Source organism: Neorhizobium sp. BT27B (genome assembly GCF_050455485.1).
GTDB lineage: Bacteria > Pseudomonadota > Alphaproteobacteria > Rhizobiales > Rhizobiaceae > Neorhizobium.
Genome location: NZ_JBCIYT010000012.1, coordinates 41,448 through 66,872 on the forward strand (window position 1 = coordinate 41,448; position 25,425 = coordinate 66,872).

23 protein-coding genes and 1 pseudogene are annotated in these 25,425 nt (G+C 58.0%); 13 read left to right on the forward strand and 11 right to left on the reverse strand.

Features of this window, described 5'->3' with window-relative positions:
• Window positions 1-5: 5 nt before the first annotated feature.
• The 3 genes from nosZ to AAIH70_RS25065 all read right to left on the reverse strand — a co-directional run bounded on the left by nosZ (window position 6) and on the right by AAIH70_RS25065 (window position 4,975).
• Window positions 6-1,925: a TAT-dependent nitrous-oxide reductase gene (nosZ, locus tag AAIH70_RS25055; RefSeq protein WP_430036196.1), complete on the reverse strand. Its 1,920-nt coding sequence runs from the start codon at window positions 1,923-1,925 to the stop codon at window positions 6-8.
• A 22-nt stretch (window positions 1,926-1,947) separates the two neighbouring features.
• The gene (locus AAIH70_RS25060) at window positions 1,948-4,203 is read right to left on the reverse strand and encodes a 4Fe-4S binding protein (protein WP_430036198.1); all 2,256 of its coding nucleotides are present in this window, start codon (window positions 4,201-4,203) and stop codon (window positions 1,948-1,950) included.
• A gap of 343 nt (window positions 4,204-4,546) precedes the next feature.
• Window positions 4,547-4,975, reverse strand: coding sequence for an RrF2 family transcriptional regulator (locus AAIH70_RS25065; RefSeq protein ID WP_430036200.1), 429 nt, complete (start codon window positions 4,973-4,975; stop codon window positions 4,547-4,549).
• Window positions 4,976-5,149: 174 nt separating this feature from the next.
• Between AAIH70_RS25065 and AAIH70_RS25070 the strand changes: the two genes are divergently transcribed.
• The 5 genes and pseudogenes from AAIH70_RS25070 to AAIH70_RS25090 all read left to right on the forward strand — a co-directional run bounded on the left by AAIH70_RS25070 (window position 5,150) and on the right by AAIH70_RS25090 (window position 8,673).
• A complete protein-coding gene (locus AAIH70_RS25070) occupies window positions 5,150-5,560 on the forward strand; it encodes a DUF2946 family protein (protein ID WP_430036202.1) in 411 nt (136 codons plus the stop codon).
• A gap of 125 nt (window positions 5,561-5,685) precedes the next feature.
• Window positions 5,686-6,441 carry an ABC transporter substrate-binding protein gene (locus tag AAIH70_RS25075; RefSeq protein WP_430036203.1) on the forward strand — a complete coding sequence of 252 codons (756 nt, stop codon included), beginning with the start codon at window positions 5,686-5,688 and terminating at the stop codon, window positions 6,439-6,441.
• A 3-nt stretch (window positions 6,442-6,444) separates the two neighbouring features.
• A complete protein-coding gene (locus AAIH70_RS25080; RefSeq protein WP_430036205.1) occupies window positions 6,445-6,807 on the forward strand; it encodes a hypothetical protein in 363 nt (120 codons plus the stop codon).
• 107 nt (window positions 6,808-6,914) lie between these two features.
• Window positions 6,915-7,870, forward strand: a pseudogene (locus AAIH70_RS25085) (FecCD family ABC transporter permease).
• Window positions 7,867-8,673, forward strand: coding sequence for an ABC transporter ATP-binding protein (locus AAIH70_RS25090; protein WP_430036207.1), 807 nt, complete (start codon window positions 7,867-7,869; stop codon window positions 8,671-8,673). Before AAIH70_RS25085 ends, AAIH70_RS25090 begins: the two are co-directional and overlap by 4 nt.
• Before the next feature lie 56 nt (window positions 8,674-8,729).
• On the opposite strand, the gene mog is transcribed toward AAIH70_RS25090, so the two are convergent.
• On the reverse strand, window positions 8,730-9,251 hold the full coding sequence (gene mog, locus AAIH70_RS25095) for a molybdopterin adenylyltransferase (RefSeq protein WP_430036437.1): 522 nt from the start codon (window positions 9,249-9,251) through the stop codon (window positions 8,730-8,732).
• Between the two features lie 251 nt (window positions 9,252-9,502).
• Between mog and napE the strand changes: the two genes are divergently transcribed.
• The 7 genes from napE to moaA all read left to right on the forward strand — a co-directional run bounded on the left by napE (window position 9,503) and on the right by moaA (window position 15,177).
• The gene (napE, locus tag AAIH70_RS25100; RefSeq protein ID WP_430036209.1) at window positions 9,503-9,718 is read left to right on the forward strand and encodes a periplasmic nitrate reductase, NapE protein; all 216 of its coding nucleotides are present in this window, start codon (window positions 9,503-9,505) and stop codon (window positions 9,716-9,718) included.
• A 4-nt stretch (window positions 9,719-9,722) separates the two neighbouring features.
• On the forward strand, window positions 9,723-10,223 hold the full coding sequence (locus AAIH70_RS25105; protein WP_430036211.1) for a ferredoxin-type protein NapF: 501 nt from the start codon (window positions 9,723-9,725) through the stop codon (window positions 10,221-10,223).
• Window positions 10,216-10,497 carry a chaperone NapD gene (locus tag AAIH70_RS25110; protein WP_430036213.1) on the forward strand — a complete coding sequence of 94 codons (282 nt, stop codon included), beginning with the start codon at window positions 10,216-10,218 and terminating at the stop codon, window positions 10,495-10,497. The genes AAIH70_RS25105 and AAIH70_RS25110 overlap by 8 nt, the downstream gene beginning before the upstream one ends.
• On the forward strand, window positions 10,472-12,976 hold the full coding sequence (gene napA, locus AAIH70_RS25115; RefSeq protein ID WP_430036215.1) for a periplasmic nitrate reductase subunit alpha: 2,505 nt from the start codon (window positions 10,472-10,474) through the stop codon (window positions 12,974-12,976). Before AAIH70_RS25110 ends, napA begins: the two co-directional genes overlap by 26 nt.
• Window positions 12,946-13,437 carry a nitrate reductase cytochrome c-type subunit gene (locus AAIH70_RS25120; protein ID WP_430036217.1) on the forward strand — a complete coding sequence of 164 codons (492 nt, stop codon included), beginning with the start codon at window positions 12,946-12,948 and terminating at the stop codon, window positions 13,435-13,437. Before napA ends, AAIH70_RS25120 begins: the two co-directional genes overlap by 31 nt.
• On the forward strand, window positions 13,434-14,126 hold the full coding sequence (locus AAIH70_RS25125) for a cytochrome c3 family protein (protein WP_430036219.1): 693 nt from the start codon (window positions 13,434-13,436) through the stop codon (window positions 14,124-14,126). Before AAIH70_RS25120 ends, AAIH70_RS25125 begins: the two co-directional genes overlap by 4 nt.
• A gap of 64 nt (window positions 14,127-14,190) precedes the next feature.
• A complete protein-coding gene (gene moaA / locus AAIH70_RS25130; protein ID WP_430036439.1) occupies window positions 14,191-15,177 on the forward strand; it encodes a GTP 3',8-cyclase MoaA in 987 nt (328 codons plus the stop codon).
• A gap of 26 nt (window positions 15,178-15,203) precedes the next feature.
• Here moaA and AAIH70_RS25135 read toward each other — a convergent pair whose 3' ends face one another.
• Window positions 15,204-15,803, reverse strand: coding sequence for a Crp/Fnr family transcriptional regulator (locus AAIH70_RS25135; RefSeq protein WP_430036221.1), 600 nt, complete (start codon window positions 15,801-15,803; stop codon window positions 15,204-15,206).
• Between the two features lie 154 nt (window positions 15,804-15,957).
• On the opposite strand from AAIH70_RS25135, the gene AAIH70_RS25140 reads away from it, so the two are divergent.
• Window positions 15,958-17,952 carry a putative bifunctional diguanylate cyclase/phosphodiesterase gene (locus AAIH70_RS25140; protein ID WP_430036223.1) on the forward strand — a complete coding sequence of 665 codons (1,995 nt, stop codon included), beginning with the start codon at window positions 15,958-15,960 and terminating at the stop codon, window positions 17,950-17,952.
• 408 nt (window positions 17,953-18,360) lie between these two features.
• Here the strand turns inward: AAIH70_RS25140 and AAIH70_RS25145 are convergent, their stop codons facing one another.
• The 6 genes from AAIH70_RS25145 to AAIH70_RS25170 are packed head-to-tail and all read right to left on the reverse strand — an operon-like array spanning window position 18,361 to window position 25,185.
• Window positions 18,361-19,413 carry an ABC transporter ATP-binding protein gene (locus tag AAIH70_RS25145; RefSeq protein ID WP_430036225.1) on the reverse strand — a complete coding sequence of 351 codons (1,053 nt, stop codon included), beginning with the start codon at window positions 19,411-19,413 and terminating at the stop codon, window positions 18,361-18,363.
• Window positions 19,414-19,429: 16 nt separating this feature from the next.
• On the reverse strand, window positions 19,430-20,272 hold the full coding sequence (locus tag AAIH70_RS25150; protein ID WP_430036227.1) for a carbohydrate ABC transporter permease: 843 nt from the start codon (window positions 20,270-20,272) through the stop codon (window positions 19,430-19,432).
• Window positions 20,262-21,197, reverse strand: a complete 936-nt coding sequence (locus AAIH70_RS25155; protein ID WP_430036229.1) for a carbohydrate ABC transporter permease — start codon at window positions 21,195-21,197, stop codon at window positions 20,262-20,264. Before AAIH70_RS25155 ends, AAIH70_RS25150 begins: the two co-directional genes overlap by 11 nt.
• Window positions 21,198-21,207: 10 nt before the next feature.
• Window positions 21,208-22,470, reverse strand: a complete 1,263-nt coding sequence (locus AAIH70_RS25160; RefSeq protein WP_430036231.1) for an ABC transporter substrate-binding protein — start codon at window positions 22,468-22,470, stop codon at window positions 21,208-21,210.
• Window positions 22,471-22,519: 49 nt separating this feature from the next.
• Window positions 22,520-24,121, reverse strand: coding sequence for an FAD-dependent oxidoreductase (locus tag AAIH70_RS25165; RefSeq protein WP_430036441.1), 1,602 nt, complete (start codon window positions 24,119-24,121; stop codon window positions 22,520-22,522).
• A gap of 5 nt (window positions 24,122-24,126) precedes the next feature.
• Entirely contained in the window at window positions 24,127-25,185 is a 1,059-nt protein-coding gene (locus AAIH70_RS25170; protein ID WP_430036233.1) for a LacI family DNA-binding transcriptional regulator, read from the reverse strand.
• Window positions 25,186-25,425: the final 240 nt, after the last annotated feature.

Genomic DNA, 25,425 nt, shown 5'->3' on the forward strand with positions numbered 1-25,425 from the left:
TTTCATCAAGCCGACCGTGGCTCAACGAACATGCGACCCTTCATTTCCATGTGCATGGCATGGCAGAACCACGAGCAGTAGTACCACCATACGCCCGCCTTGCTGGCCTTGAAGGTAACCGACGCAGTCGCATTCGGGCCGATTTCCATGTTGACGCCATAGTTGACGATGGCAAAGCCGTGGGTCAGGTCCTCGACTTCATCGATATTGGTCACATAGACAGTGACCTCATCGTCCTGCTTCACCGTGAAATCTTCAAGCCAGAAGGCCGGAGCCGAGGACGGCATGTAGACGCGAACCTTGTTTCCGTCGCGGATGACAGTGGCATCGAGTTTCAGATCGACGCCGTCTGCCTTTGCCTGGGCGACCGCATCCGCGAAAAACGCGTCATCGCGGCTCCAGATATGAACCGGGTTGATCTTCGACGCATGGACGATCGTGGCATCGTGCGGTTCGGCGAAAGAAGGTCCTTCATGAACGATGACCATTTCATCGCCAGAGATATCGATCAGCTCATCGTTTTCCGGCTTGAGCGGACCGACATTAAGGAAACGGTCCTTGGAGAACTTGTTCAGCGAAATCAGCCACTGACCATCGGCTTCCTTGGTCTGTCCCATCGACGTGTGATTATGGCCGGGCTGGTAGTGAACGTCGAGCTTCTGGCGGATCGGGTTGACCTTCTCGCCCCCATAAGCGCGCTTTGCGTCCTCGATACTCCATTTGCAAATCTGGCTATCGATGAACAGGGTTGTGTAAGCAAAGCCCTTGCCGTCATAGGCCGTGTGGAGCGGCCCGAGACCGAGTTCGGGTTCGGCGACGACCGTATCGCGCGGCTTGATCTTGCCGGCGAAAAGGTCATCAAATTTTCTGACATCAAAAACAGTTGCCGTCGGCGAAAGCTTGCCGTTGGCAATGACATGGATGCCGTCAGGAGCGGTGTTGATGCCGTGAGGGCTGTTTGCGACCGGGATGTAGCGTGTATATGGCGAGCCATGGCGACCGTCGATGACAGGCACTCCGCCCATCGTCTTGAAATCACCCTTGGCAACAGCTTCCTCGATCTTTTTGAGATCGAAGATGACGATCCAGTCCTGCTCGTTCGCCATCATCTCTGCGAGATTGACGCCTTCCTCAGAGTTGTAGCAGGTGGCGAACGCATATTTGCCCTGGTAATCGCAATCGACGTTATCGAGGTTGCCATCGACCATAACCTGCCAGGCAACCTTCATCGTGTCGCCGTCAACGGCCGTGAAGATGGCGTGATATTGCTTGGGATCGTTGAGAACCTTGCCATCGTTCGGGATCGGCGCACGGTCTTCGCCGTTGCAGAAGACATAACCCGTACGCGGATATTTCTGCACACGCAGGCCATGGACCGTATGCTGGTTGGGCAACTGGATGATCTTGTCGCATTTCATAACGTCGAGACGAATGCGGCATACCCGCGTATTGGCCTTGTCGTTCGCGAAGAGATACCGGCCATCATATGTGCCATCGGTGAAGGACAAATGGGGATGATGCAAATCGCCGTTCAGGTAGATGCCGCCTTTGTCCGCAAGAAACTCCTTTTCTTCCGGCAACAAGCCTTCGGTCAGAATTTTGCGGCTTTCGTTCGTCAGGCCCCAGCCAGTGGCACTGCAGCGATTGAATACGGGGATACGCATAAGCTCACGCATGGACGGCAAACCGACCACACGAACCTCACCGGTCTGACCGCTGGAAAAGAAAGTATAGTACTCATCCAGTTCGCCCGGCTTCACTTCGTGGCTGTGTCTCTCCGCAGCCTGCGCGAGGGCGGGGGAAGCGCTTGCGGCCAGCAGGCCTGTCCCAGCGCCGACACCTGCGGCTCCGGCGGCCGCTGCAAATGCGGCCGAGCCCAGTAATTGCCGGCGATTGACGCCCGGTTTTTGTGATTGCTCTGACATAGTGTCCTCTCCTTGTGAAATTTCAGTTTGTTCCGCTGAGTGGTGATGGTGAGACTTTTTCAATCGGCGCGCCGTTATGGGTAACGACCGTTCTGGCCGGCGCCTCGCCACGGGATGCGGGGGATGAAAGAGCCATGAATTTTTCCCTTTTCTTGCGGACCTGGATCATGTGCGGACAGCGCTGATCGTCGTGGTAGAGCTCCTGGCAATGCATGCAGTAGATGCATTCGTTGACATTGATCTGGCCCTCGGGATGGATCGCGTTGACGGGACATTCCTTGGCGCAAAGATGGCAGGGAGAACCGCATTCGCCCCAGCGCTTGAGCCATTCGAACATGCGGATCCGACCGGGAATGGCGAGCGCGGCGCCAAGCGGGCAGAGATAGCGGCAATAGAACCGTTCGATGAACAGCCCGGCGCTCAGCATGGTCAGGGCAAAGATGACGAAGGGCCATTCACGGGCAAACTTGAGAATGATCGCAGTCTTGAACGGCTCGACCTCCGCAAATATTTCAGCGAGCGCGACGGAATAGAGCGACAATCCGAACAGGCCGAGGAAGATGATGTATTTCACCGGCCACAGACGCTCGTGCAGACCCCACGGCAATTTCAGCTGCGGCACCTTCAGCCATTGCGCGATATTGTTGGTCAGTTCCTGCAGCGCGCCAAACGGACAGAGCCAGCCGCAGAAAGGTCCTCTTCCCCAGAACAGAAGACCGGCTGCTACAGCAGCCCACAGAACGAAGATCAGCGGCGCGGAAAGGAAGAATTCCCAATTGAAGCCGGTACGAAGCAAGTTGAAGAAGGTAAGAACATTGACGACCGACAGCTGTGCATTGGCGTACCAGCCTAGCCAGACCAGCGCGAACAGCAGATAGCCCCGACGCAGCCACTTGAAGAACACCGGACGCTTCATCAACCAGTCCTGGAAGAAGAAGATCGCGGTCAAGATCAGCAGAGCAACGACCGTGATGCCGATCTTGATACGGTTCATATCCCATATCCGCATCCACAGCGGCACTTCTTCGATGACGGTTCCTTCAGCACGGATTTCGGCAGCGTGCTCGACCACCGGATTGATGGCCGCCGGTTGCGCCTCTAAGCGTTTCTCGACCTTTTCGACGATGACGTAGCTATCAGGCAGTGCGTAGGAGAGAAGATAGGGAATGACAGACTTGTCGCGCCCTTCCGCATTGCGCTGGACCAGCATTTGTAAATCGAAAGACTGGGTGACGTCGAAGGTGAACTCTTCCGGCACCACGAACAGTGCGATCTCGCGAAGTTTTGGCGCACCTTCTGCTGCAAGCACCGGCACGCGGGTATGGTTGCGGTCGCGGAAACGATATCCCTGCCCGTCCTGCAACAGTTCGATACGATCGAAGATACCGCCGCGCACATAACCCGACCCCTTGAAGGAATAGGCACCATCTCCGGCGACGAGAATGGCCGACTGACCGGGCTTGAGGCGCGCCGCGAGACGCTCGTAGGCAACATCACCCAGCAGTGAGCGGCCAATTGACGGAACACTGGCAGGCGCAAGGTAGAGATCGATGAACCTGTCGTTCGGATCGTGGGTTTCCGGCTTGTCTGCAGCCACGGCCTTTCCGGCCTTGCGAAAATCTTCGGAAACCTCACCAACCGTCATGCGCAGGCTGCGCACGGAGCCGTCGCCGATCAAAGTCTGCCAGTCACGGATCTCGGATTTCGAGGTATCGAGCTTGCGAATAAACGTCGGTTCGGCTCTCGTGAGCGCGACATCGCCACCAAGTCGGTTGGACCGGATAAGCTGGACCGCAGCGCGCGAAATACTGTCGCCCATGACCAGAACGGTCACTGTCGCACCGCTGACGATATCGACCTGCGGCGGCATTTCAGCGCCGGAGGCGACACGTCCGAGATCCTTGTTCAACAAGGCGTTCATGGAGGCGACGACTTTCGCCTCGGGAATACCTATCAGGACAATAGGCTCGTCGTGATGAACAAGCTTGAGCCCGCGAATAATGCCCTTCTGGTCGATCCCAACGACGATATGGATAGGCTTGCCCGAATAACCGATGGAGCTGGAGAAATCCGAGTTGAGATAGGCAAAGCCTAAAACCTCATCGCCGCGAAGGACAGGAGCGATGGGCGGCTCGCCCACCGGTGTCCCAAAACGATCCGCGCCCTCGAACAGTTCACTCGGCTTTACATCTTCAAGATAGGTGGGCAACCGGTTGGCTGCTTGACCGGGCGAAGCCCAACCAAACATCAGAACGAGACATGCAAAAACCGCCAGCATGAAAGTTCGAATTGAAAGATATTCCAGCGGATTTCGAGACTGCTCGCACATAAGGCTTTTCGCTTCCTCCACGTTGCCATGGTGTCGCGAACGCGTTTAGAGGCGGTCTCAAGAAAGAACGTTGATCCAAATCAAGTATTTAAGATGCATCTTTTAAGGTGTGTATTATCAGAACTGCGCTTTGTTAAAGCGCTGCAAATAACGTCATAAAACCAAAGGGGGTGGCGCCGTCTATAAACAGCAGCGAATTTTCTAAAAATCGAATATTATCGTGTATCGCGGTTACGGATCGACAATTCGCCAGACAGACGCGGTGACCCGTTGCGCGCATGATGTCGTCGTGTCAGGCGACTCTCAGAAAATCGAAATCTTCAGAGCGGGAGACCATATCGGCAAGCGTATACCGATCAAGCACCTGTAAGAAGGCCTGCATGGCTTCTCCCAGGACGCCACGCAAACGACAGACCTGGCCGATTTTGCAGCAGCCACGTTCGCTCATGCATTCGACGAGATCGAACCCGTTTTCAGTCGCCCTAACCAGGCTACCAACAACAATTTGCTCAGCGGGCCGCGCCAGGCTCAGGCCACCCGTGCGACCACGTACGGCCTGCAAAAAACCTTCCCGCACCAGAAATTGCGCCACCTTCATCAGATGCGCTCGCGAGATGTCGTAGGCTTTGGAGGCGTCTTCAATCGTAACGCGCTGCCCCTTTGACACCGCGACATACATCATCAAGCGAAGGCTATAATTTGAAAAAAGCGTCAGCTGCATCGATTTACCTTACCATACCCACAGATTGCGGCCGATCGCCGTCCACGAAAATCACGGATGAAACTCCATGGCGGCATGTCGGCTTGGCATTTCGCCATCTTGTTTGATCTGGCGCATTGAGCGAACGGAAATGCGCCGATAGCTAACGGAGCGAACAACCAGACACGGACCGTTATGGACGCTCGGCTGCCCTATATCGAACGCCTGCTGATACGCATTTTATGCGTTGTGGCATTCGTCATGGTCGACGCTTCACACCGACTTCCATCTGCCGCCGAGCGTTGGGAGATTGTTCACTCTCACCAGAGCATGCTGCCCGATGGCAGCATTCCGTCATTATGCCTGACGTCCGGAGAAGCACATCCACTCCATGACGGCCATGATCAGCACCAGAAGACGGCATCCGCCGGCTGCGAAGCCTGCCGTCTTGCTGCATCTAGCCTTCTTCCGCTTCCGGCAGACATATCGGGCCTGACGACACGCTTTTACACGGTTGTGGAGCAGATCAAACGCGACATCTTGCCGTCACGCAGGGTTTTCTCGCCGAACAACAGTCCGCGCGCACCACCTTTTTGGATGACTTAAACTGGCTGAGACCCTTTTGGCCCGCCGGGCCAAAATCAGCCGAAAGACTTTCGCATCCACAGCTGCGGCAGGTGCTTTTCTCCTGCCTAAAGCACTGGATTCCACATCGTTATCGGAAAATCATCATGTTTAAATTCGTTCTCCGTGCCGTTCGCATGGCGTGCGTCGCTGTATTGTGCATCGTCGCGTTCACGTCCACCACATATGCAAAGATCGACACCACCGACATTCTCGGTCGCAAGATTACTCTCGAAAAACCGGGCGAACAGGTCATGCTCGGTTTCTATTTTGAGGATTACATCGCCATCACAGGTCCGACTGCAATCGACCGGCTGAAGGCTATCTCGCTGAATTATTGGAAAGGTTACCGGCCGCTTCAGTATGAGGCCTATCTCAAGATCGCACCTGAGATCGCCGATCTTATGGACGTCGGTGATGCCGATGCCGGAACGATGTCGGCAGAAAAGATAATCGCCTCGCAGCCAGATGTCGTCATCCTATCGGCCGGACAGTACAAGTATCTGGGTGCTTCTGCCCAGACAATCGAGCAGGTCGGCATTCCGCTCGTGGTTGTCGATTATAATGCGCAGACGGTCGACAAACATGTCGCCAGCACGCTGATCATCGGTCAGGTCATGGGAGCGGAAGATCGCGCCGCCAAACTCGCCGAGCAATACAAAGCCGGCGTTGACGACACTCTTCTACGCGTCGCCAAGGCCTCGGCAGAGAAAAAGAAAGTGTATGTCGAACTCGGCCAAAAGGGCGCGTCGGAATTCGGAAACACTTATGGCAAAGGCATGTGGGCCGGCGTTGTAGACGCCGCAGGCGGCCTCAACATTGCCGAAGGGCAAATCGCCAACTGGGGACCTCTCAACCCGTAATACGTGCTTTCGGCCAAACCGGACGCCATTTTCATTACCGCCTCTGAATGGGTGAGCCTGCCTGATGCCGTTTTGATGGGGTTCGACATTCCCCGTGAAACCACGATGAAACGTGCTGCCCCTTTCCTTGAACGCGCCGGCTGGGCCGATCTTCCAGCAGTCCGGGAAAGCGAGGTCCATGTGATCTATCATGGCGGCACCAGAACGCTCTACGATTACATATTCCTGCGCTACATCGCCAAGGTTCTGCATCCTCAACTCTTTGCAGATGTCGATCCTGAAGCAGAGATGTATGAGTATTATCGTACCTATCTCCCGGTCACACCGAACGGCACATTCATGATGAAACTGGATGCGAACAAATAACTGTGGGCACTGTTACGCATCAATCGGATCTGTACTCTCTTTATAAAAGGGACCTTAGAAAGCGGCTTGCCCTGATGGCAGGCTGCGCCATTCTTCTGGCAGCAATCATGGCGGTGGATCTGGTGACAGGTCCTTCGCAACTGACGGCGCCGCAGGTTTTCGCAGCATTGGCCGATGGCCCGGAAGGTGGCAACCGGGCCGCAGCCGCCATCATATGGGCGATCCGCCTACCAATGACCTTCATGGGCGCATTGGTTGGCATGGGTCTCGGCATTGCCGGGCTGCAAATGCAGACCATTCTCGATAATCCCCTCGCCAGTCCATTCACCCTCGGCTTCTCGGCCGCGGCCGGTTTTGGAGCGGCTCTGGCGATCATGTTCGGCGGCATCCTGCCGATAGCGGCATGGATCATCGCGCCGATCTCGGCTTTTGCCATGACACTTGTCGCCAGCGGGCTAATTTATCTGATTGCCCGCTGGCGCAGCGCCAATGCCGAAATTCTGGTGCTGGCCGGCATCGCGGTCATGTTCATGTTTCAGGCTTGCCAGTCACTGCTGCATATCTTGCAGAGCCGGAAGTGCTGCAGCAGATCGTCTTCTGGCTATTCGGCAGCCTGCTCAAATCGAGTTGGACAAGCGTGGCGGTACTTGCCGTCGTTCTGGCTGCGAGCGTTCCGCTTCTGGCACGTGACGCCTGGAAACTGACGGCCGTGCGACTGGGAGACGCGCATGCCACAAGTCTTGGAACGAACATTCACGCATTGCGGCGCCGGACGTTTCTGGTGATCGCCATGCTGACGGCAGCATCCGTAGCATTCGTCGGGACGATTGGCTTCATCGGACTGATCGCCCCCCATGCTGCACGTGCCATGGTCGGAGAAGACCAGCGGATATTGCTGCCGGTGTCGGCGCTGACCGGCGCAATGCTGGTGAGTGCCGCTTCAATTCTGTCCAAGCTGCTGGCGCAAGGAGCCGTCATCCCGGTCGGGATCGTGACAGCGGTTGTCGGCGTGCCTGTATTGTTTGCTCTCGTTATGCGCCGTGGCGCGGGAGGATGTCAATGACGCACGATCAAGGCCTGATCCTCCAGAACATATCGGTCGAACGCGGTTCTAAAACGATCGTCCGGAATATTTCCGCCACTTTCCCGCGCGGCGAAATCACCGCCATCTGCGGACCGAACGGCGCAGGAAAATCCACTTTGATGGGAGCAATGGCAGGTAATTTTGCTCATGCTGGCGACTGCACTTACAAGGGGCGCAAACCGACGAGTGAAGAACTGTCATTCATGCCGCAGGCGCTCGGCCTGCGAGCACAGCTATCGGTTCTCGAAGTCGTGCTACTGGGCAGACTGGACCGCTTGGGATGGACCTTGCGGCCCGCCGATATAAGCGCGGCGGAAGCGGCGATGGTCTCTGTCGGCATCGAGGATCTGGCGACCCGACGGGTCGATACGCTTTCCGGCGGCCAGCAGCAACTTGTGCTGCTGGCCCAGCGGCGGATCCGCAAACCTGAAATACTGCTGCTGGATGAACCGACCAGCGCACTCGACCTTCGCAGACAGCTTGTCGTTCTGGACATCCTGAAGACTTACGCACGGACACACAACCCGGTCGTCGTTATCATCATGCACGATCTTTCACTTGCTGCACGTTATGGCGAATATCTGCTTCTTTTGCAGGATGGCCGATGCGCAGGTAGTGGAGTTCCGGCCGCTATTCTCGATGAGCGGACAATTCGCAGTGTTTACGGCGTGGATGCCGAAGTGTTGTACACGTCGGAAGGCATACCCGTCATCGCTCCACTCTGCCCGTCATCTTCGATGCGAAATTTTTCCGGTGTCAGCAATGAACGGAAGATGGCATGACAACCTGAAATGTTGTGATGCAACAAGGTAATGTCGGCGTCAGACCCCGGCAATAATCATCCAGCAGGCCGGAAACTTTTCACCACAGCCGCGTCCGTCTCGATTCGGCCTGCACCGATCAGATCCAGACAATATGGTATTGCCGGAAAAACGGCATCTAGCGACATATCAATCGCTGCTGGCTTGCCCGGCAGATTGAGAAAGAACGTTTTGCCGCGCGTGCCTGCAGTCTGACGGGACAGAATCGATGTCGGGGTTTGTTTCAGCCCTTCTCTACGCAGCAATTCACCGAAACCCGGCAGTTCCTTTTCAAGCACCTGCGCCATTGCTTCCGGCGTCTGATCGCGTGGCGAAGGTCCGGTCCCACCCGTGGTCAGCACCACGTCGGCCTGCTGGCGGTCGCTCAGGTCGATGAGTGTGTCGCGAACACTCGCAACTCCGTCAGGAATGACCACGCGTGACAGTGCGTAAGGGGTCGTGAGCGCCTTGCTCAACCACGCCTCGATGGCAGGCCCGCTAATGTCTTCATACTCACCGCGGCTGGCGCGATCCGAAATCGTCACGACAAAGATTTTCATCTCAAGATCCGTCATTTCATGTCCAAGAAACCATAGTCCGCGTGCATAGCTTGAAAAAGCTCAACTATCTTTAAATCGCACAAAATATGATCTATAATCACGAAAATATCGTAAAAATTAATCAATCACAGGTTGCTACGCCTACATATTCAGCATTTTTCATTTTTACTTGTCCTACGTCAAAGATGACCGACGGCACATTGCATAAACTATGAGCAAACTCCTCCGATTCATACCAAGCGGATGCATACATGAGCGACACCAGAACCCTATCGGAGAAAGCCAGTTTCCGCCAACGGCGACGCCGTGAGCTTTTTACCTTCGTGGTGCTGGCTTTCGGCATCTGGCCCATTGTCGCGGTCGGCACCGTCGCCAGCTACGGCTTCATGGTCTGGGCTTACCAGATCGTCTACGGCCCACCCGGTCCGCACGACATAACCCCGGCGCGGCCGAATTCTGCGGAGTAACCCCATGGCTCAAGTCGCCACCACGCGTCGCGCCTTTTTGAGAGGCAGCGCTTTGCGGGTCGCTCGGGGATATTACCCACCCGGTGTGACGGAAGAATCCGTTCGCAACTGTTCGGGCTGCGCAGAATGCGAAAAAGCCTGTCCCACGCAGGTCATCCTTATGCGGGATGGCGTACCGACCGTCGATTTCAGCGCCGGCGAATGCACTTTTTGCGGTCAATGTTCGGAGCGATGTCCTGAGCGGGTTTTCCCGCCCGAGCCGGCCGTATCGTTTGCCCATCACGCCGTCATTGCAGACACCTGTCTCGCGTTGAACTTCGTCGATTGCCAGGCCTGTCGCGATGCGTGTCCGACAACGGCCATCCGCTTCAAGCCGCGGCTGGGCGGGCCTTTCGTGCCCGTGCTCGACACCGATGCCTGCACCGGCTGCGGCGCCTGCATTTCGGTCTGCCCTACCCGGTCCATCACCATGACGGCAAACACAAGGGAGGGGGCGCATGCGTGAGCCGCAGCATCACATATCGAGCGCGGTCGTCGTCGTGCGACCAGAAGCGGTCGAACGCATGACGGCGGCGCTCATCGAGATCGAAGGTGTCGAGGTGCATGCCACCGGCGGCGGCAAGATCGTCATCGTCATCGAGGGTCCGAGTTCGGGCTTTCTCGGTGAAACACTGATTGGAATTTCGGCGATGGACGATGTCATCGCCGCGCACATGGTTTTCGAACAGACAATTGCAGAAAAGGAGATGTCGGATGACGGCAGAACTCACGCGGCGTGACGTGCTGAAAGCCCAAGCCGCTGCGATCGCGGCGTCGACCGCAGGCATCGCCATGCCGGCAGCCGCCCAGTCCGTGCCCGGCGGTGTGGCGTCGCTGGAAATCAAATGGTCGAAAGCGCCCTGTCGCTTCTGCGGCACCGGTTGTGGCGTCATGGTCGGCGTCAAGGAAAACCATGTCGTCGCCACCCATGGTGACATGGAGGCCGAGGTCAATCGCGGCCTCAACTGCGTCAAGGGCTATTTCCTCTCGAAGATCATGTACGGCAAGGATCGCCTGACGACGCCGCTTTTGCGCAAGCGCAACGGCGTGTTCGACAAGGAAGGCGAATTCGAACCCGTCACTTGGGAGGAAGCCTTCGACATCATGGCCGAAAAGGCCAAGAAGACCCTGAAGGAAAAAGGCCCGACGGCGCTTGGCATGTTCGGGTCCGGCCAGTGGACGATTTTTGAAGGCTATGCCGCCACCAAACTGATGCGCGCCGGCTTCCGTTCGAACAATCTCGATCCTAATGCCCGCCACTGTATGGCGTCTGCCGCTTACGGCTTCATGCGCACCTTCGGCATGGATGAGCCGATGGGCTGTTATGACGATTTCGAACATGCCGACGCGTTCGTGCTGTGGGGCTCCAACATGGCGGAGATGCACCCGATCCTGTGGACGCGTCTGGCCGACCGTCGCCTCGGCCATGAGCATGTGAAGGTTTCGGTCCTCTCGACATTCACCCATCGCAGCATGGACCTTGCCGACATTCCGCTGGTTTTCAAACCCGGCACGGATCTGGCGATCCTCAACTACATCGCCAACCACATCATCCAGACCGGCCGCGTCAATCAGGCGTTTATCGACAAGAACACCAAGTTCATGCAGGCAACGACCGATATCGGTTACGGCCTGCGCGCCGAGCATCCGCTGGAAGTCAAGGCAACCGGCGCGGCCAAAGCGGCCGAAATGACGCCGATCGATTTCGAGGCGTTCAAGAAGCATGTTTCCGAATACACGCTCGACAAGGTCGCGGAACTTGCCGGCGTCGACAAGGGTTTTCTGGAACAGCTGGCGGAACTTTATGCCGACCCCAAGACCAAGGTCATGTCACTCTGGACCATGGGCTTCAACCAGCATGTGCGTGGCGTCTGGGCCAACCAGATGGTTTACAACATCCATCTCCTCACCGGCAAAATCTCCGAGCCGGGCAACAGCCCCTTCTCGCTGACGGGCCAGCCCTCGGCTTGCGGCACCGCCCGCGAAGTCGGAACGTTTGCCCACCGCCTGCCCGCCGACATGACCGTGACCAACCCGGAACACCGCAAGCATGCCGAGGAATTGTGGAACATTCCGCACGGCATCATCCCGGAAAAGCCCGGTTATCATGCCGTCGAGCAGGACCGCATGCTGCATGACGGCAAGCTGAACTTCTATTGGGTTCAGGTGAACAACAACATGCAGGCCGCTGCCAACAACAGCAACGAGGCCTATCTCGGTTATCGCAAGCCGGACAACTTCATCGTCGTTTCGGATGCCTACCCGACCGTGACCGCCATGACCGCCGACCTTATCCTACCCGCCGCCATGTGGGTGGAAAAGGAAGGCGCTTACGGCAATGCCGAACGCCGTACCCACGTCTGGCATCAGCTGGTCAATGCACCGGGAGAAGCCCGCTCCGATCTCTGGCAGCTGGTGGAATTTTCCAAGCGATTTACCACCGACGAGGTCTGGCCACAGGACATCCTCGACAAGAACCCCGACTTCAAGGGCAAGAGCCTGTACGAAGTGCTTTATCAGAACGGCAATGTCGACAAGTTCCCGATCTCGGAAGTCTCGACGGACTATGAGAACCGCGAGGCCAAAGCTTTCGGCTTCTATCTGCAGAAAGGCCTGTTCGAGGAATATGCGAGCTTCGGACGCGGCCATGGTCACGACCTTGCGCCATACGACATGTATCACGAGGTGCGGGGTCTTCGCTGGCCGGTCGTCGATGGCAAGGAAACCAAGTGGCGTTACCGCGAGGGTTACGACCCCTATGTCAAGGAAGGTGAAGGCGTCAAATTTTATGGCCAGAAGGATGGCCGCGCCGTCATCCTCGCCGCGCCTTACGAGCCGCCGGCAGAATCGCCGGATGAGGAGTTCGGCTTCTGGCTGGTGACGGGCCGTGTTCTCGAACACTGGCATTCCGGCTCTATGACCATGCGCGTACCGGAGCTCTATAAGGCATTTCCGGGCGCCCGCTGTTTCATGAACGGCGACGACGCACGCCGCCTCGGCATCAACCAGGGCGGACAGGTGAAGATCCAGTCGCGGCGTGGCGAGATTATCAGCCGGGTGGATATCCGGGGTCGTAACCGTATGCCGCATGGCGTGATCTTCGTGCCGTGGTTCGACGCCAGCCAGCTGATCAACAAGGTCACGCTCGACGCCACCGACCCCATTTCCAAACAGACGGATTTCAAAAAATGCGCAGTCAAGATTCTTCCCGTCGCCTGAGCCAGCGTTTCTGGACTTTCGTCGCGCTCGCCCTGTGTCTGGTAACGGGCACGGTGGCGATTGCGCAGACCGTTCCGCAGCTATCGGGCCGCCCGAGCCCGATGGAGAACACCGGTGCGGAGCCACTGCCGCGCTGGATCGTCGACGACATACAACGGATGCGCAACTATCCGGATCAGCCGCCAATCATTCCGCATTCGATCGAAGGTTATCAGCTGTCGGTGAATACCAACCGCTGCATGTCGTGCCACCGGCGCGAAATGACCGAAGGTTCCGGCGCGCCGATGATCAGCGTGACCCATTACATGACACGTGAAGGCCAGATGCTCGCCGATGTTTCGCCACGTCGCTATTTCTGCACGGCATGCCACGTACCTCAAGCCGACACGCGTCCGCTGGTTCCCAACATGTTCAAGGACATGAGTGAACTTGGGTTCAAACCGACGGGATCTGGCCAATGATCGGAAAAATCAAAGCGATCCTTCTGTGGGTCTGGCGGGTTCTTTCCACGCCCGCGGGAACCCTGAGCCTCGGCTTCCTGACACTCGGCGGTTTCGTCGGCGGCATTATCTTCTGGGGTGCATTCAACACTGCACTGGAAGTGACCAATACCGAAGCCTTCTGCACCGGCTGTCACGAGATGAAGGACAACGTCTACGAGGAAATGACACGCACGGTGCATTTCTCGAACCGTTCCGGTGTGCGCGCATCCTGCCCGGATTGCCATGTGCCGCATCAGTGGACCAACAAGATTGCCCGCAAAATGCAGGCTTCGAAAGAAGTCTGGGGCAAGCTTTTCGGCACCATCAACACGCGCGAAAAATTTCTGGATCACCGGCTTGAGCTTGCCCAGCACGAATGGGCCCGCCTGAAGGCCAATGACAGCCTCGAATGCCGCAACTGCCACTCGTCCATTGCCATGGACTTTACCAAGCAGACAAAACGCGCGGCCGAAATTCACACGCGGTATCTTCTGACCGGCAAGGCGACATGTATCGACTGCCACAAAGGCATTGCACATGAGTTGCCGAACATGGAAGGCGTTGATCCGGGCTGGAAAGTGCCTGCAGAACTGATGGGTAAGGCAGGAACTCACGGCCTGCAAGATACAGACCAGCTTGCGGCGTTTCTTGAGGGCGTGGAAGGCTGACAATATCAAAGTGATTACAGATCTGAACAGCTTCCGAAAACCGCCTGCGGCAGCCATCGCTTCGATGATCGACAAGTTCGGTCGGGCGGTCACCTATCTGCGCGTATCCGTCACCGATCGCTGCGATTTCCGCTGCACATATTGTATGGCGGAAAACATGACCTTTCTGCCAAAGAAGGACCTGCTCTCGCTGGAGGAACTCGACCGGCTCTGTTCAGCCTTCATCGCCAAGGGCGTACGAAAACTCCGCCTGACCGGCGGCGAGCCGCTAGTGCGCAAGAACATCATGCGTCTGGTGCGCTCGATCGGCCGCCATATCGAAACCGGCCATCTCGATGAACTGACGCTGACCACCAACGGATCGCAGCTCGCCCGCTTCGCGCAGGAACTTTTCGATGCCGGCGTGCGCCGCATCAATGTCTCGCTCGATACGCTCGACCCGCAGAAATTCAAGGAAATCACGCGCTGGGGCGATTTTTCCAAGGTCATGGAAGGCATCGACGCCGCGCAGAAGGCCGGGCTGAAGATAAAGCTCAACGCCGTGGCGCTGAAAGGTTTCAACGAGGACGAGATCCCGGACATGATGCGTTTCGCGCATGGTCGCGGCATGGATCTGACCGTTATCGAAACCATGCCGATGGGCGAGATCGAGGAAGACCGCACCGACCGCTACCTGCCGCTCTCGGTTCTGCGTGAAAACCTCGAAAAGCAGTTCACCTTCAAGGATATCCCCTTCAAGACCGGCGGCCCAGCCCGTTATGTCGAGGTTGCCGAAACCGGCGGCCGCATGGGCTTCATCACGCCGATGACCCACAATTTCTGCGAGGGCTGCAACCGCGTCCGCCTCACCTGTTCCGGCACGCTCTACATGTGCCTCGGCCAGAACGACGCAGCCGACCTGCGCGAAGTCTTGCGCGAAAGCAATGACCCGGTGCATCTGGCCGCCGCCATAGACGAGGCGATCGCCCGCAAGCCAAAAGGCCACGACTTCATCATCGACCGCAACAACCGGCCGTCCGTGTCAAGGCATATGAGCGTCACCGGCGGCTAAGGCGGGGCACCTGTCGCCGCTAATTCTCAATTGTCAGGACCAACAGAAAGCCTTTCGAGCCGCTTAGCGTCTAAGACCACAATGGTCTGAACATTTTCGACGTCAATGACGCGCATGCGGCGTAGGCGCCCAAGCGTGCGGCTGGTTGTCTCGATTGTTAGTGCGAGATAGTCTGATAAATCAGCCCGAGAGATGGGCAATTCTAAGCGGAAACCATCTTTAACGCCGCCACATTGCCAGCGCGCAATAAAAATCAAAAAGCTAGCGAGTCTCTCGACCGCACTTTTTCGACCGATGGCAAGAAGCCATTCTCTAGCCTGCTCTAATTCCTCACATATGCTTTTGATCACTTCAGTGGCGAGAAAAGACGAATCGCGAACGTGCTCGTCCATTATCGCAGAGGGAATTAGACAAATTTCGAGTTTTGTCGCGGCAGATATATGGATGGGCCTCGTTACATTTGGCGGCGTAATGATTCCTGGCGCGAACTTTATGCCTACAATCTGCCGCCGACCGTCGCGAAGAGTTTTTGCGAGCAAGGCGATCCCATCGATGATGACAATAAAGTTTGAAGACAACTCGCCCTCGAAGACCAAAGTATGGCCAACGTCGACAACTCGCGTCATCCCGACCTTGCCAAGCTCTCGACGATTTATGAACGATTAAGCATCACGGGTTCCGAGAAATTAAGCTGCAGGTGAAATGCTGCTGTCATTCGGAGGGATATGACATCGTTCCGCGCATGAACATGAAAAAATATCCAAATTTGCGTGCGTTGTAATGATCTCTTCAATCATAAGCCTCTTCACTGTCCGGGATGACGACCCCACTTTGGTGGTCGCTCAGCAGACGGCGCTATCCAAACAGATACCGCTGATGTACTTCATCCTCATGGTGAACACATGGGGCGTCGCAATAACGCATCTGCCCGTCGCCCCATTTTTTCTAACTGTCATCGTCCCGTCGGCAATGACTGCGGCCTGCACCGTCCGCATGCTGCAGTGGGGGCGTCGTGTCCGCAGACCCGCGGCCAACGCAAGTCAGGCGATAGCTGAGCTGCGCCGGACGAACAGGATCGCCTGGGTACTTGCCGGCATATTTGCAGGCTGGGGAATTGGCCTGACACCTTACGGTGACAGTTTCATGCAAAGCCATGTCGCGTTTTACATGGGTATCACCGTCATCGGCTGCATATTCTGTCTCACCCATCTTCTGCCTGCCGCAATGGCCGTGACATTCATCGTCAACATTGCGTTCGTTGCCTATTTCGGACTAACCGGAAACGCTATATTTATGGCAATGGCGGTCGATGTCGGTCTCGTTTCTGCCGCAATGCTCATGGTGCTTTGGGTACAATATAGAGACTTCACGCACCTCGTTGTTTCCCGCAGGGAACTGGAAAACAAGAAGAATGCGCTGGAAAAACGCGAGCTGGAGCTGGTCAACGAGCAAAAGCAGACGGAGGCCCTAAGCGAGGAAAACAGAAAACTCGCCAACATGGACAGCCTGACTGGACTTGCCAACAGACGGTTTTTCTTCAGCAGTCTCGAGCAAATGATCGGTCAACTGAAACCTCAAAGCGATCCGATCCATGTCGGGCTGATCGACCTCGACGGTTTCAAGCCTGTCAATGATGTCCATGGGCACAAAGCTGGAGACGAACTTCTTTCGCAACTGGCGTCGCGGCTCGCGCGGACAAGCCATGGCAAAGCTCTCGTGGCCCGCCTCGGCGGCGATGAATTCGCCTTTCTGTTGCAGACAGCTGATCCCGCTGCACCGAAAAAGCTTGCGGAGGAAATCTGTGGCGTGTGCCGCGAGCCGTTCGTCATTGCCGATGCAATGATCGAGGTTGGTGCATCCATTGGATTTGCAAGCAGCGCGCTTTGCCGGGAAGAAATGACACGCCTTTATGATCAGGCCGATTTCGCACTGTATCAGGCGAAAAGAAATGCACCCGGCACCGCCGTCGCATTTTCGCCGGAGCACCATCACAGCCTGTCTCGGCTAACGGTGATCGAACACGCCTTTCGGGACGGCAGCGTCAACCAACACATCTCACTTGCCTTTCAGCCGATATTTGATGTCGCGAACAACACCGTCACGGCATTCGAGGCTCTGGCGAGGTGGCATCATCCGGTTCTCGGGCAGGTCTCTCCCGCCGAATTCATTCCGGTTGCCGAACGGCTGGGACTTATCAACCATCTCACGCGCACGCTTCTGAGCATGGCCTTGCAGGAAGCGCGGTTCTGGCCGCGTCACATTCGGCTTTCGTTCAACCTTTCAGCGAGAGACCTATCGTCGAGCGATCACGCGATGCGTCTTTTAGCGCTGATTGCTAACAGCGACATCGGATCCTCTCGTATCGATCTCGAAATCACCGAAACCGCAATACTTACCGACCTCGAGCGAGCTCGGGCAATTGCTGAGGCCTTCCGGTCTGCAGGTATAGGAATATCCTTGGACGATTTCGGCACGGGCTATTCGAGCCTGACGCATCTCCATTCGATGCCGCTCACTAAGATCAAGATCGACAGGAGTTTCGTGACGAAAATCGAGGATGATGCAGCAAGTGCAAAAATCGTCAAGTCATTGATCAGGATGGCCGATGACATGGGTCTCGACTGCATAGTCGAAGGGATCGAAACGCAAGCGGAGATGGCAACGATTTGTGATCTCGGAGGTCGTTTCATTCAGGGCTTTCACATTTCTCGTCCACTCACCGCAGCAGATGCGAGAGCGTTCGCCGAAGGCGCACGGGCGTCGCTGGCATCTTAGCGACCCTTCGGACGAAATGGGGCCGCAACGTTGATGCCCACTCGGCGTTGTGAGAGCATGCTTTGCCCTGAAAACGCCACTGAGGTTGTCTGATTGTGTTGAAGGGATTCGAACCATCGGCACCTTTCGGAGAACCGGAAAAATTCAGCGGATCGGCATAACTCAGACACTCGCGTATCTGCCTCGTGTTCCGTCATTATGCCGTTGATGTGTTGGCAGTGGAAACGGTTGCGCTCAATTCTCTGGTCCTCTCAATGGGTCAGAGCTCACTTCAACTTGGATTAGTTCTGCAGGGCAAGGTCAAAGGCGCGGCTCTGCCTTGAAGTGCGACTTCTGCGCGATTCATCCTTGTCTCGCACGTAAACGCAGACTGTTGTGCTTCGTCCGGGTATCGTGATGTCCGTTTGACTATTCGAGGCGCTGACCGCCATCCTCACCGAACAGATGGACGGCCGCAGCGTCGGGCATCACCTTGATAGCGGCACCGGGTGACAGGGCCACGCGCTCGCGAAACACGCCGATGACCTGTGTGTCGCCAAGCCGCAGCGTTACCTGCGTTTCGGCGCCCATCGGCTCGACCAGCAGAATTTCCGCCGGGACGCCCGCCGGATCCAGCCGGAGATGTTCGGGCCGTATTCCGAGGATAGCCGGCCGGCCGACATGGCGTTGCGCTTTAATCGGCAATGGTACGGTCAAGCCCGCCGCGGCAAAGCCAGCCGGGGTGATCGTTCCCTCAAGGAAATTCATCGAAGGCGAGCCGATGAAGCCGGCGACAAAACGGTTTGCCGGACGATCGTAGAGATCGAGCGGCGCGCCGATCTGCTCCACCCTTCCGCCGTTCAGAACGACGATCCGGTCGGCCATGGTCATCGCCTCGACCTGGTCGTGGGTGACATAGACGGTGGTGGTCTTCAGCTTCTGGTGCAGCGACTTTATCTCGCCGCGCATGACGACGCGCAGCTTGGCATCAAGGTTCGACAATGGTTCGTCGAACAGAAAGACCTGTGGATTTCGGACGATAGCCCGGCCCATCGCCACGCGCTGGCGCTGGCCGCCAGACAGCTGACGCGGGTAGCGGTCGAGCAGGCTTTCAAGGCCGAGAATGCCGGCCGCCCAGTTCACCCGTTCTGTGATCTCAGCCTTGGTCCCGCCGCGATGCTCGAGCGAGAAGCCCATGTTGGTCGCCACCGTCATATGCGGGTAGAGCGCATAGCTCTGAAACACCATGGCGATGTCGCGATCCTTGGGATCCAGATCGTTAACGATGCGACTACCGATATCAAGCGTGCCGCCGGTGATGGTCTCAAGCCCGGCGATCATCCGTAGCAGGGTGGACTTACCGCAGCCGGACGGACCGACCAGCACGACGAACTCACCATCGTTGATCTGGAGATCGACGCCATGGATGACGTTAACGGAGCCGTAGCTCTTGCGGATATCGGATAGCGTGACCTGAGCCATGAATGGATCCCGTTGTTCAGCCCTTCAGGCCGGTATGCGCCAGTCCTTCGACGAACTGCTTCTGAGCGATGATGAATACGATGAGGACGGGCAGTGCCGTCAGCGTGGCGGCGGCGAGCTGGATGTTCCACATCGGACCGCCGTAGGCGTCGGTGTATTGCGTGAGCGCCTGCGGCAGGGTGAATTTGTCGGCACTCGACAGGAACACGATCGGTTCGAGGAACAGGTTCCACGAGTGCAGGAAAGTGAAGATCGCGACCGAGGCCAGCGCCGGCTTTGCCAGCGGCAGCGCGATCTTGCGGAAGATCTTTAAGCGGCCGAGACCATCGACGCGGGCTGCCTCCTCCAGTTCGGCCGGCAGCGTCACGAAGAACTGCCGCATCACGAAAGTGGCGAACACGCTCGGTGCGCCGAAGATCGGCACCAGGATCAGCGGCCAATGCGTGTTCACCATGCCGGCCTTCAGAAACATCTGGAACAGCGGCACGATCGTCACCTCCGAAGGGATCAGGAGGCCGAGCAGCACGATCATGAAGATCGTGTCGGCATATGGAAATCTGATCCGCGCGAAGGCGTAGCCGGCCATCGACGACACGACCATCGTACCGATCGTGACGACAGCGGCAATATAGGCCGAATTCCAGTACTGCTGCACGAAGGGCTGCAGTTCGAAGACTTTCGAGTATGTCGTCCAGTCATAGTTCTGCGGGATCAGTTGCGGCGGGAAGGCAAAGATGTCGCTGATCGGCTTGATCGATGATGTCACCATCCACCAGGTCGGGAAAACGAAGGGAATGAGCAGCACGCACATCAGGCCGTAAAGCGTCACCTGCATGCGCGGGGACAGGTCAGTTTTCATAGAACACGATCCTCTTGCGCATCTGCCACTGGGCAAAGGTCAGGACGGCGACGATGACGAAAAGCAGGATGGAGAGCGTCGAGCCGTAGCCGAAATAGTGGAACTGGAAGGCCTGCTGGTAGAGGTAGTAGACCAGCACCGTGGTCGAGAGGCCGGGGCCGCCTTGGGTGAGCACCGCGATCTGCGCGAACACCTGCAGCGAACCGACGATGGTGATGATCGAGGTTAGGAGAATGGTCGGGCTGATCAGCGGCAGGGTAATGCGGCGGAACTGCTTGAACGCCGGCGCACCATCGATGCGAGCCGCCTCGTAGAGCTCCTTCGGCACGCCCTGGAGGGCTGCGAGAAACAGGATCATGTTGAGCCCGACATTCTTGAAGACCTGCACGACGATGACCGAGATCATCGCGGTCACGTCCTCGCGCAGCCAGTTCGGGCCTTCGATGCCGACCATCAGCAGCATGCCGTTGATGCCGCCGTTCTTCTGCAATAGGAAACCCCAGACGATCGTCCAGGCGACCAGCGAAACCACGACCGGCGAGAAGAACAGCGTGCGGAAGACAGCGATGCCGGCGAGCTTCTGATTGAGAAGGACGGCCAGCAGCAGCGCCAGCGACATGTTGAGCACGACGAGACCGACCGAGAAGATGGCCGTGGCGCTAAGCACCTCGAGAAGGTTGGTGTCTTCAAGCACCATCCGGTAGTTCTGGCTGCCGGTGAAGGTGAACGTGTTGGCCAGCACGTTCCACTCATGCAGCGAATACCAGAACACCAGGCCGAGCGGCACCAGCACGAAGGTGATGATGCCGATCAGTTGTGGCGCGATGAACAGGAAGCCGGCGAGGCTGTCGCGCCGCGCGATCGTCCAGAACGGCGGCGGTGCGCCGGTCTTCGACGTTTCGTGATGATGGTGCGCGACAGCCATGACGATGTCCTCAGCGCTTCAAGAGCGGGCCGATTTGGCCGCAGATCTTCTGCAGTGTACCGGACACATCCGCTTCCGGGCGCCAGATGGCGTCGAGGTTCGAGCGCACCATCTGCTGGATCTGAGCAAAGCCGCTATGACCGGGCATGACCTTGCCGGTGGCGATACCGTTGATTACGACCTTTTCGATCTGCACCTGGCTCAGCAGCGGATTGGTCTTCTTCAGCACCTCGGCATTCAGCAGCGACTTGCGTGCCGATGGGAAGAACTGGCTGAGCTTCGCCGAGTTTTCCGGGTTGGTCATGTAGGCGACGAACTCCGCCGCGGTCTTCGCGTTTTTACCCGACTGCATGACACCGATGCCAGCCTGGCCGATCAGCGCGTACTCTCCGGCCGGGCCCTTCGGCAGCGGGACGAGATCCCAGGAAAACGGCTTGTCCTTGGGCAGCAGCGAGGCGCGGCTGATCTGAGTAATGGTCATCGCCGCATTGCCGGCGAAAAAGTCCACGGTCTCGCCGGGGCCGGGCATCGCCTTCTTTGTGAAGATGGCTTCGTGGACGAACGACAGGGCGTCCGCCATCGGCTTGTCGGCCATGCTGCAGGTCTTGCCGTCCTCGCTCCAGGGCGATGCGCCCCAGCCGTTCCAGACCGAGGTCAGGTACTGCCAGTTCTGGTAGTTGAAATCGCGGACGACCAAGCCGCCCTTGCCGGATTTGCCGACGGCCGAAGCGGTCGCGATGGCGTTCTCCCAGGTCCATTCGCCGCTGGCGATCATCTCGGCCGGGGTCTTTGCACCGGCGGTCTTGATGACGTCGTTGTTGACGAACATCGCAAATGGCGAGGTCGAGAACGGATAGGCATAGAGCGTGCCATCCTGCATCCAGCGCTCGGCTGCACCGGCGCTGACTTCCTCGAGGTTGTAGCCCTTCGCCGCCTTCAGCGTGTCGGTCAGCGGATAGAGCGCTCCCGACTTGACGAAGTCGTAGGCGGAGGTCTCGAAGATCCAGGCCATGTCGGGGGCGTTGCCACCGGCAATCTGGGTGGTCAGCGCTGTCGTGTAGGTATCGAACGGCAGCGACTCGTAGGCCACCGTGACATTCGGATGCTCTTTCTTGAAGCCGGCGGCGATCTCGTTGAACAGCTTCAGATGTGCCTCGTTGGCACTCCAGATGGTCATCCGCAGGTTCACGGCGTCCTGAGCCTGGGCAATGCCGCCCAGTCCCAGAAGACCGAGCGCAAAGACAGTCGATTTCAACGTCAGATGATAGGGCATTCCCAGTCCTCCTCCAAAGATGGGTTCGAGCTACAGATGGTAGTGTGGCTTAATAGGCCGCAACCTCGGGCCAGCGGATCTCGATGCCCTCGCGGGTCAGTGCGGCCTGGAAGTCGTGAAGGTGCTTGTCGTCGGCCCGCACCTGATGCGGCGTCAGGCCCTTTTCGAGGCTGAAGGCGGCCAGCATCCCGGCGACTTCACCGATATTCCATTCGACCGGATGCAGGCGGTAGCAGCCATTGGTGATGTGTGTGGTGCCGATGTTCTTGCCAGCCGGGATCAGGTTCTTCACCCGTTGCGGCAGAAGTGCGCCGAGCGGGATCTCGAACGGGCAGGACGGCACGTCGACATAGTTGTCACCACCGGTCGAGGGGTGCAGGTCGATTCGGTACATACCGATGCCGATGCTGTCGCGGTAACGGACAGCACCCCTTTCGCCGCGAACCGTGAACGACAGATCCTGTTCGACGATGCGGGTGACCGGCTTGATGCGCCGGCTTTCACGCACATAGGGCGCCATGGCAAGGCCGTGCTCGGTGCCGGTGATGTCGCCACGCAGGCGCAGGCCGCGATAACCCTGTCCGCCATCGAGCCGCGGCGCTTCCGTCTGCAGCCAGTAGAAGACCGAATAGGACAGATCGGCGGCAGACTTCAGGTGCCGTACCTTGTCTTCTTCGGAAACGTCGATGATGGTGCCGTCCAAGTAGTCGATCATCGGCCAGTTCACGAGGCAGATGTCGGACGTGTAGAAGCCCGGCGCAAAATTCTTGCGGGCGGCTATCCGCCGGAAGATCCAGAGGTTCTCGTCACCGCCACCCTTGCGCTGGTCGGCATCAACGAGAAGCGGATCGTCATCTGGATTGGGCGTGAAGGAGCGGGTCGTGTGCTCCAGCGTGCGCGGATGCGGGGCGGTCAGGCCGAGCATCGGGCCACCCCAGAAATGCGGCTGGTACTGTTTCCAGTAGTCGTAGTTTTCCGGTTTGTCGATCGTCTGGTCCCCATCCACGTGGTCGATGGCAAAGCAGATCGACACGGCTTGGACATTGTCCGGCTGCGCCTGCGCCCCCGCGCTCGGCTCGCCGGTATCCGATTGTGCCTCGAAGCCCTTGGCATATTCGGTACCGGTCATCGGCAGGAGATCGCCAAGCTCGGTGGCATCGAGGATGTAGTCGGCGGAAATCACGATCTCGGCGCCGCTGTCGCGGTGGCGGACGGTGATCGACCGGACGGTATCGCCGTCGACGTCAGCCGCCACCGGCCGATAGGGTTGCAGCACCGTCAGGCGGTCGGCGCCGCGATAGGGTGCGAGCATGCTTTTCATAACGGCAAGGCTGACGCGCGGTTCGGCACAGATGCGGCTGACCCAGCCGCCGCCGGGATTGAGATCGCCCCAGGCGCGGGCGCCCTCGGTCAGCGGATAGTGGTCGCGGTAATATTGGCGCACGCCCTGGCGCAGCTTGCGATAGGAGCGGGTGATGCCGAACTGCTCGACCCAGGTATGTTCGTCGGACGGCACCGCCTGGCTGGTGAGCTGACCGCCGATCCAGTCGTATTCCTCCGTCATGATGACGCGCTTGCCAGCCCGCGCAGCACCGAGTGCTGCCGCAACCCCGCCAAGACCGCCACCCACGACAAGAATATCTGCTCGCATCTCTTTCACGTCATACCATCCGTTTTTTGTGCTGGATCTGAAGGACAGGGTCCCAGTGTCTCTCCCTCGACGGGCTCGCAGGGAAGAAGGATCTGCGTGTCGGCGCCGCCGGTCTCGATACGGGTCACCAGCATGGCGGTCGCCTGTCGACCCATCTCTTCGCGCGGGATTTCGTAGGAGGTGAAGCGCACCGCGCTGCGTCCGGCGCGGATGTGGCTGCCGAGCACGATCATCGAGAGATCGCCGGGCACCGAAATTCCACGCGCGCGCGCCAGGATCTCCACCCGGACGGCGTCGGCCAGCTCGATGAAGAAGGCAGCCGTCGCGCTCGACGAAAGGATCGCGTCGAGGATCTCTTCGGCGGGGCGGTTGACGGTGGGGATATGGACCGCCAATTCCGCGCCTGTTGCCGACAGCGCCGCCTGGTATCCGAGCCAGCGGTCGGCGACGGATTCCGCCGGACCCTGCGGTCCGATATAGGCCAGTTTCGAATGGCCCAGCGAACAGGCCTTCTCGACCAGCGCGCGAGTTCCGGCTGCATAGTCTCCGCCAACGTAAGGAACGGGTCCGCCGGCGTCCTCACGTCGGCCAATCGCCACGAACGGGTAATCCTCGGCCACCAGTCGTGCGAGCTCTGCGCGATCGAATTCGCGGCCGAGAACAAGGCAGCCATCGGCAATGCGTAGCCGGTTGCCCTCGGAAAAGATCTTGCGATTGTTGCCGACGCCGGCGCTGGTCAAAAGCAGCAGGTCGTAGTTCTGCTGCTGCGCCTCTTCCTCGATGCCGAGCAGGAAGGGCGTGAAGAAATCCGCTTGGGCGCTGGGAAAAGCCGGCTCGTAGGTGAAAACGCCGAGAATGCGGTTAAGACCCTTGGCCATGCGACGGGCGATCGGATCTGCGACATAGCCGGTCGTGCGGATGACCTTCTGCACACGCTCCCGGGTTTCCGCCGGAATGCGCGCGATAGCCGTCGGCGCACCATTCAACACGAGGGAAACGGTGGCCTGGCTGACGCCAGCGAGCTTCGCGATATCGTTCTGGGTCAGACGCTTGGTTGCTGCCACGGTCCCGTTTCCAAAGGCTCCAATCTGCTAATACGTATTAGCAGCTAATGCGCATTAGCAGTCCATAGGCCGCTCCTGTCAAGCGAAAAATGGACGACGCGACCAAGCACGGCATCGAGCAACCGCAGCGTGGGGTGAAAGGACAGCGCGAAATTCGATAGAGATGCGCTGGGAAAGCGCCGGCTTTGCATCCCGGCGGTTCTCGCCACCCTATCACGCCAGCCGATCAAGCGCAGATGC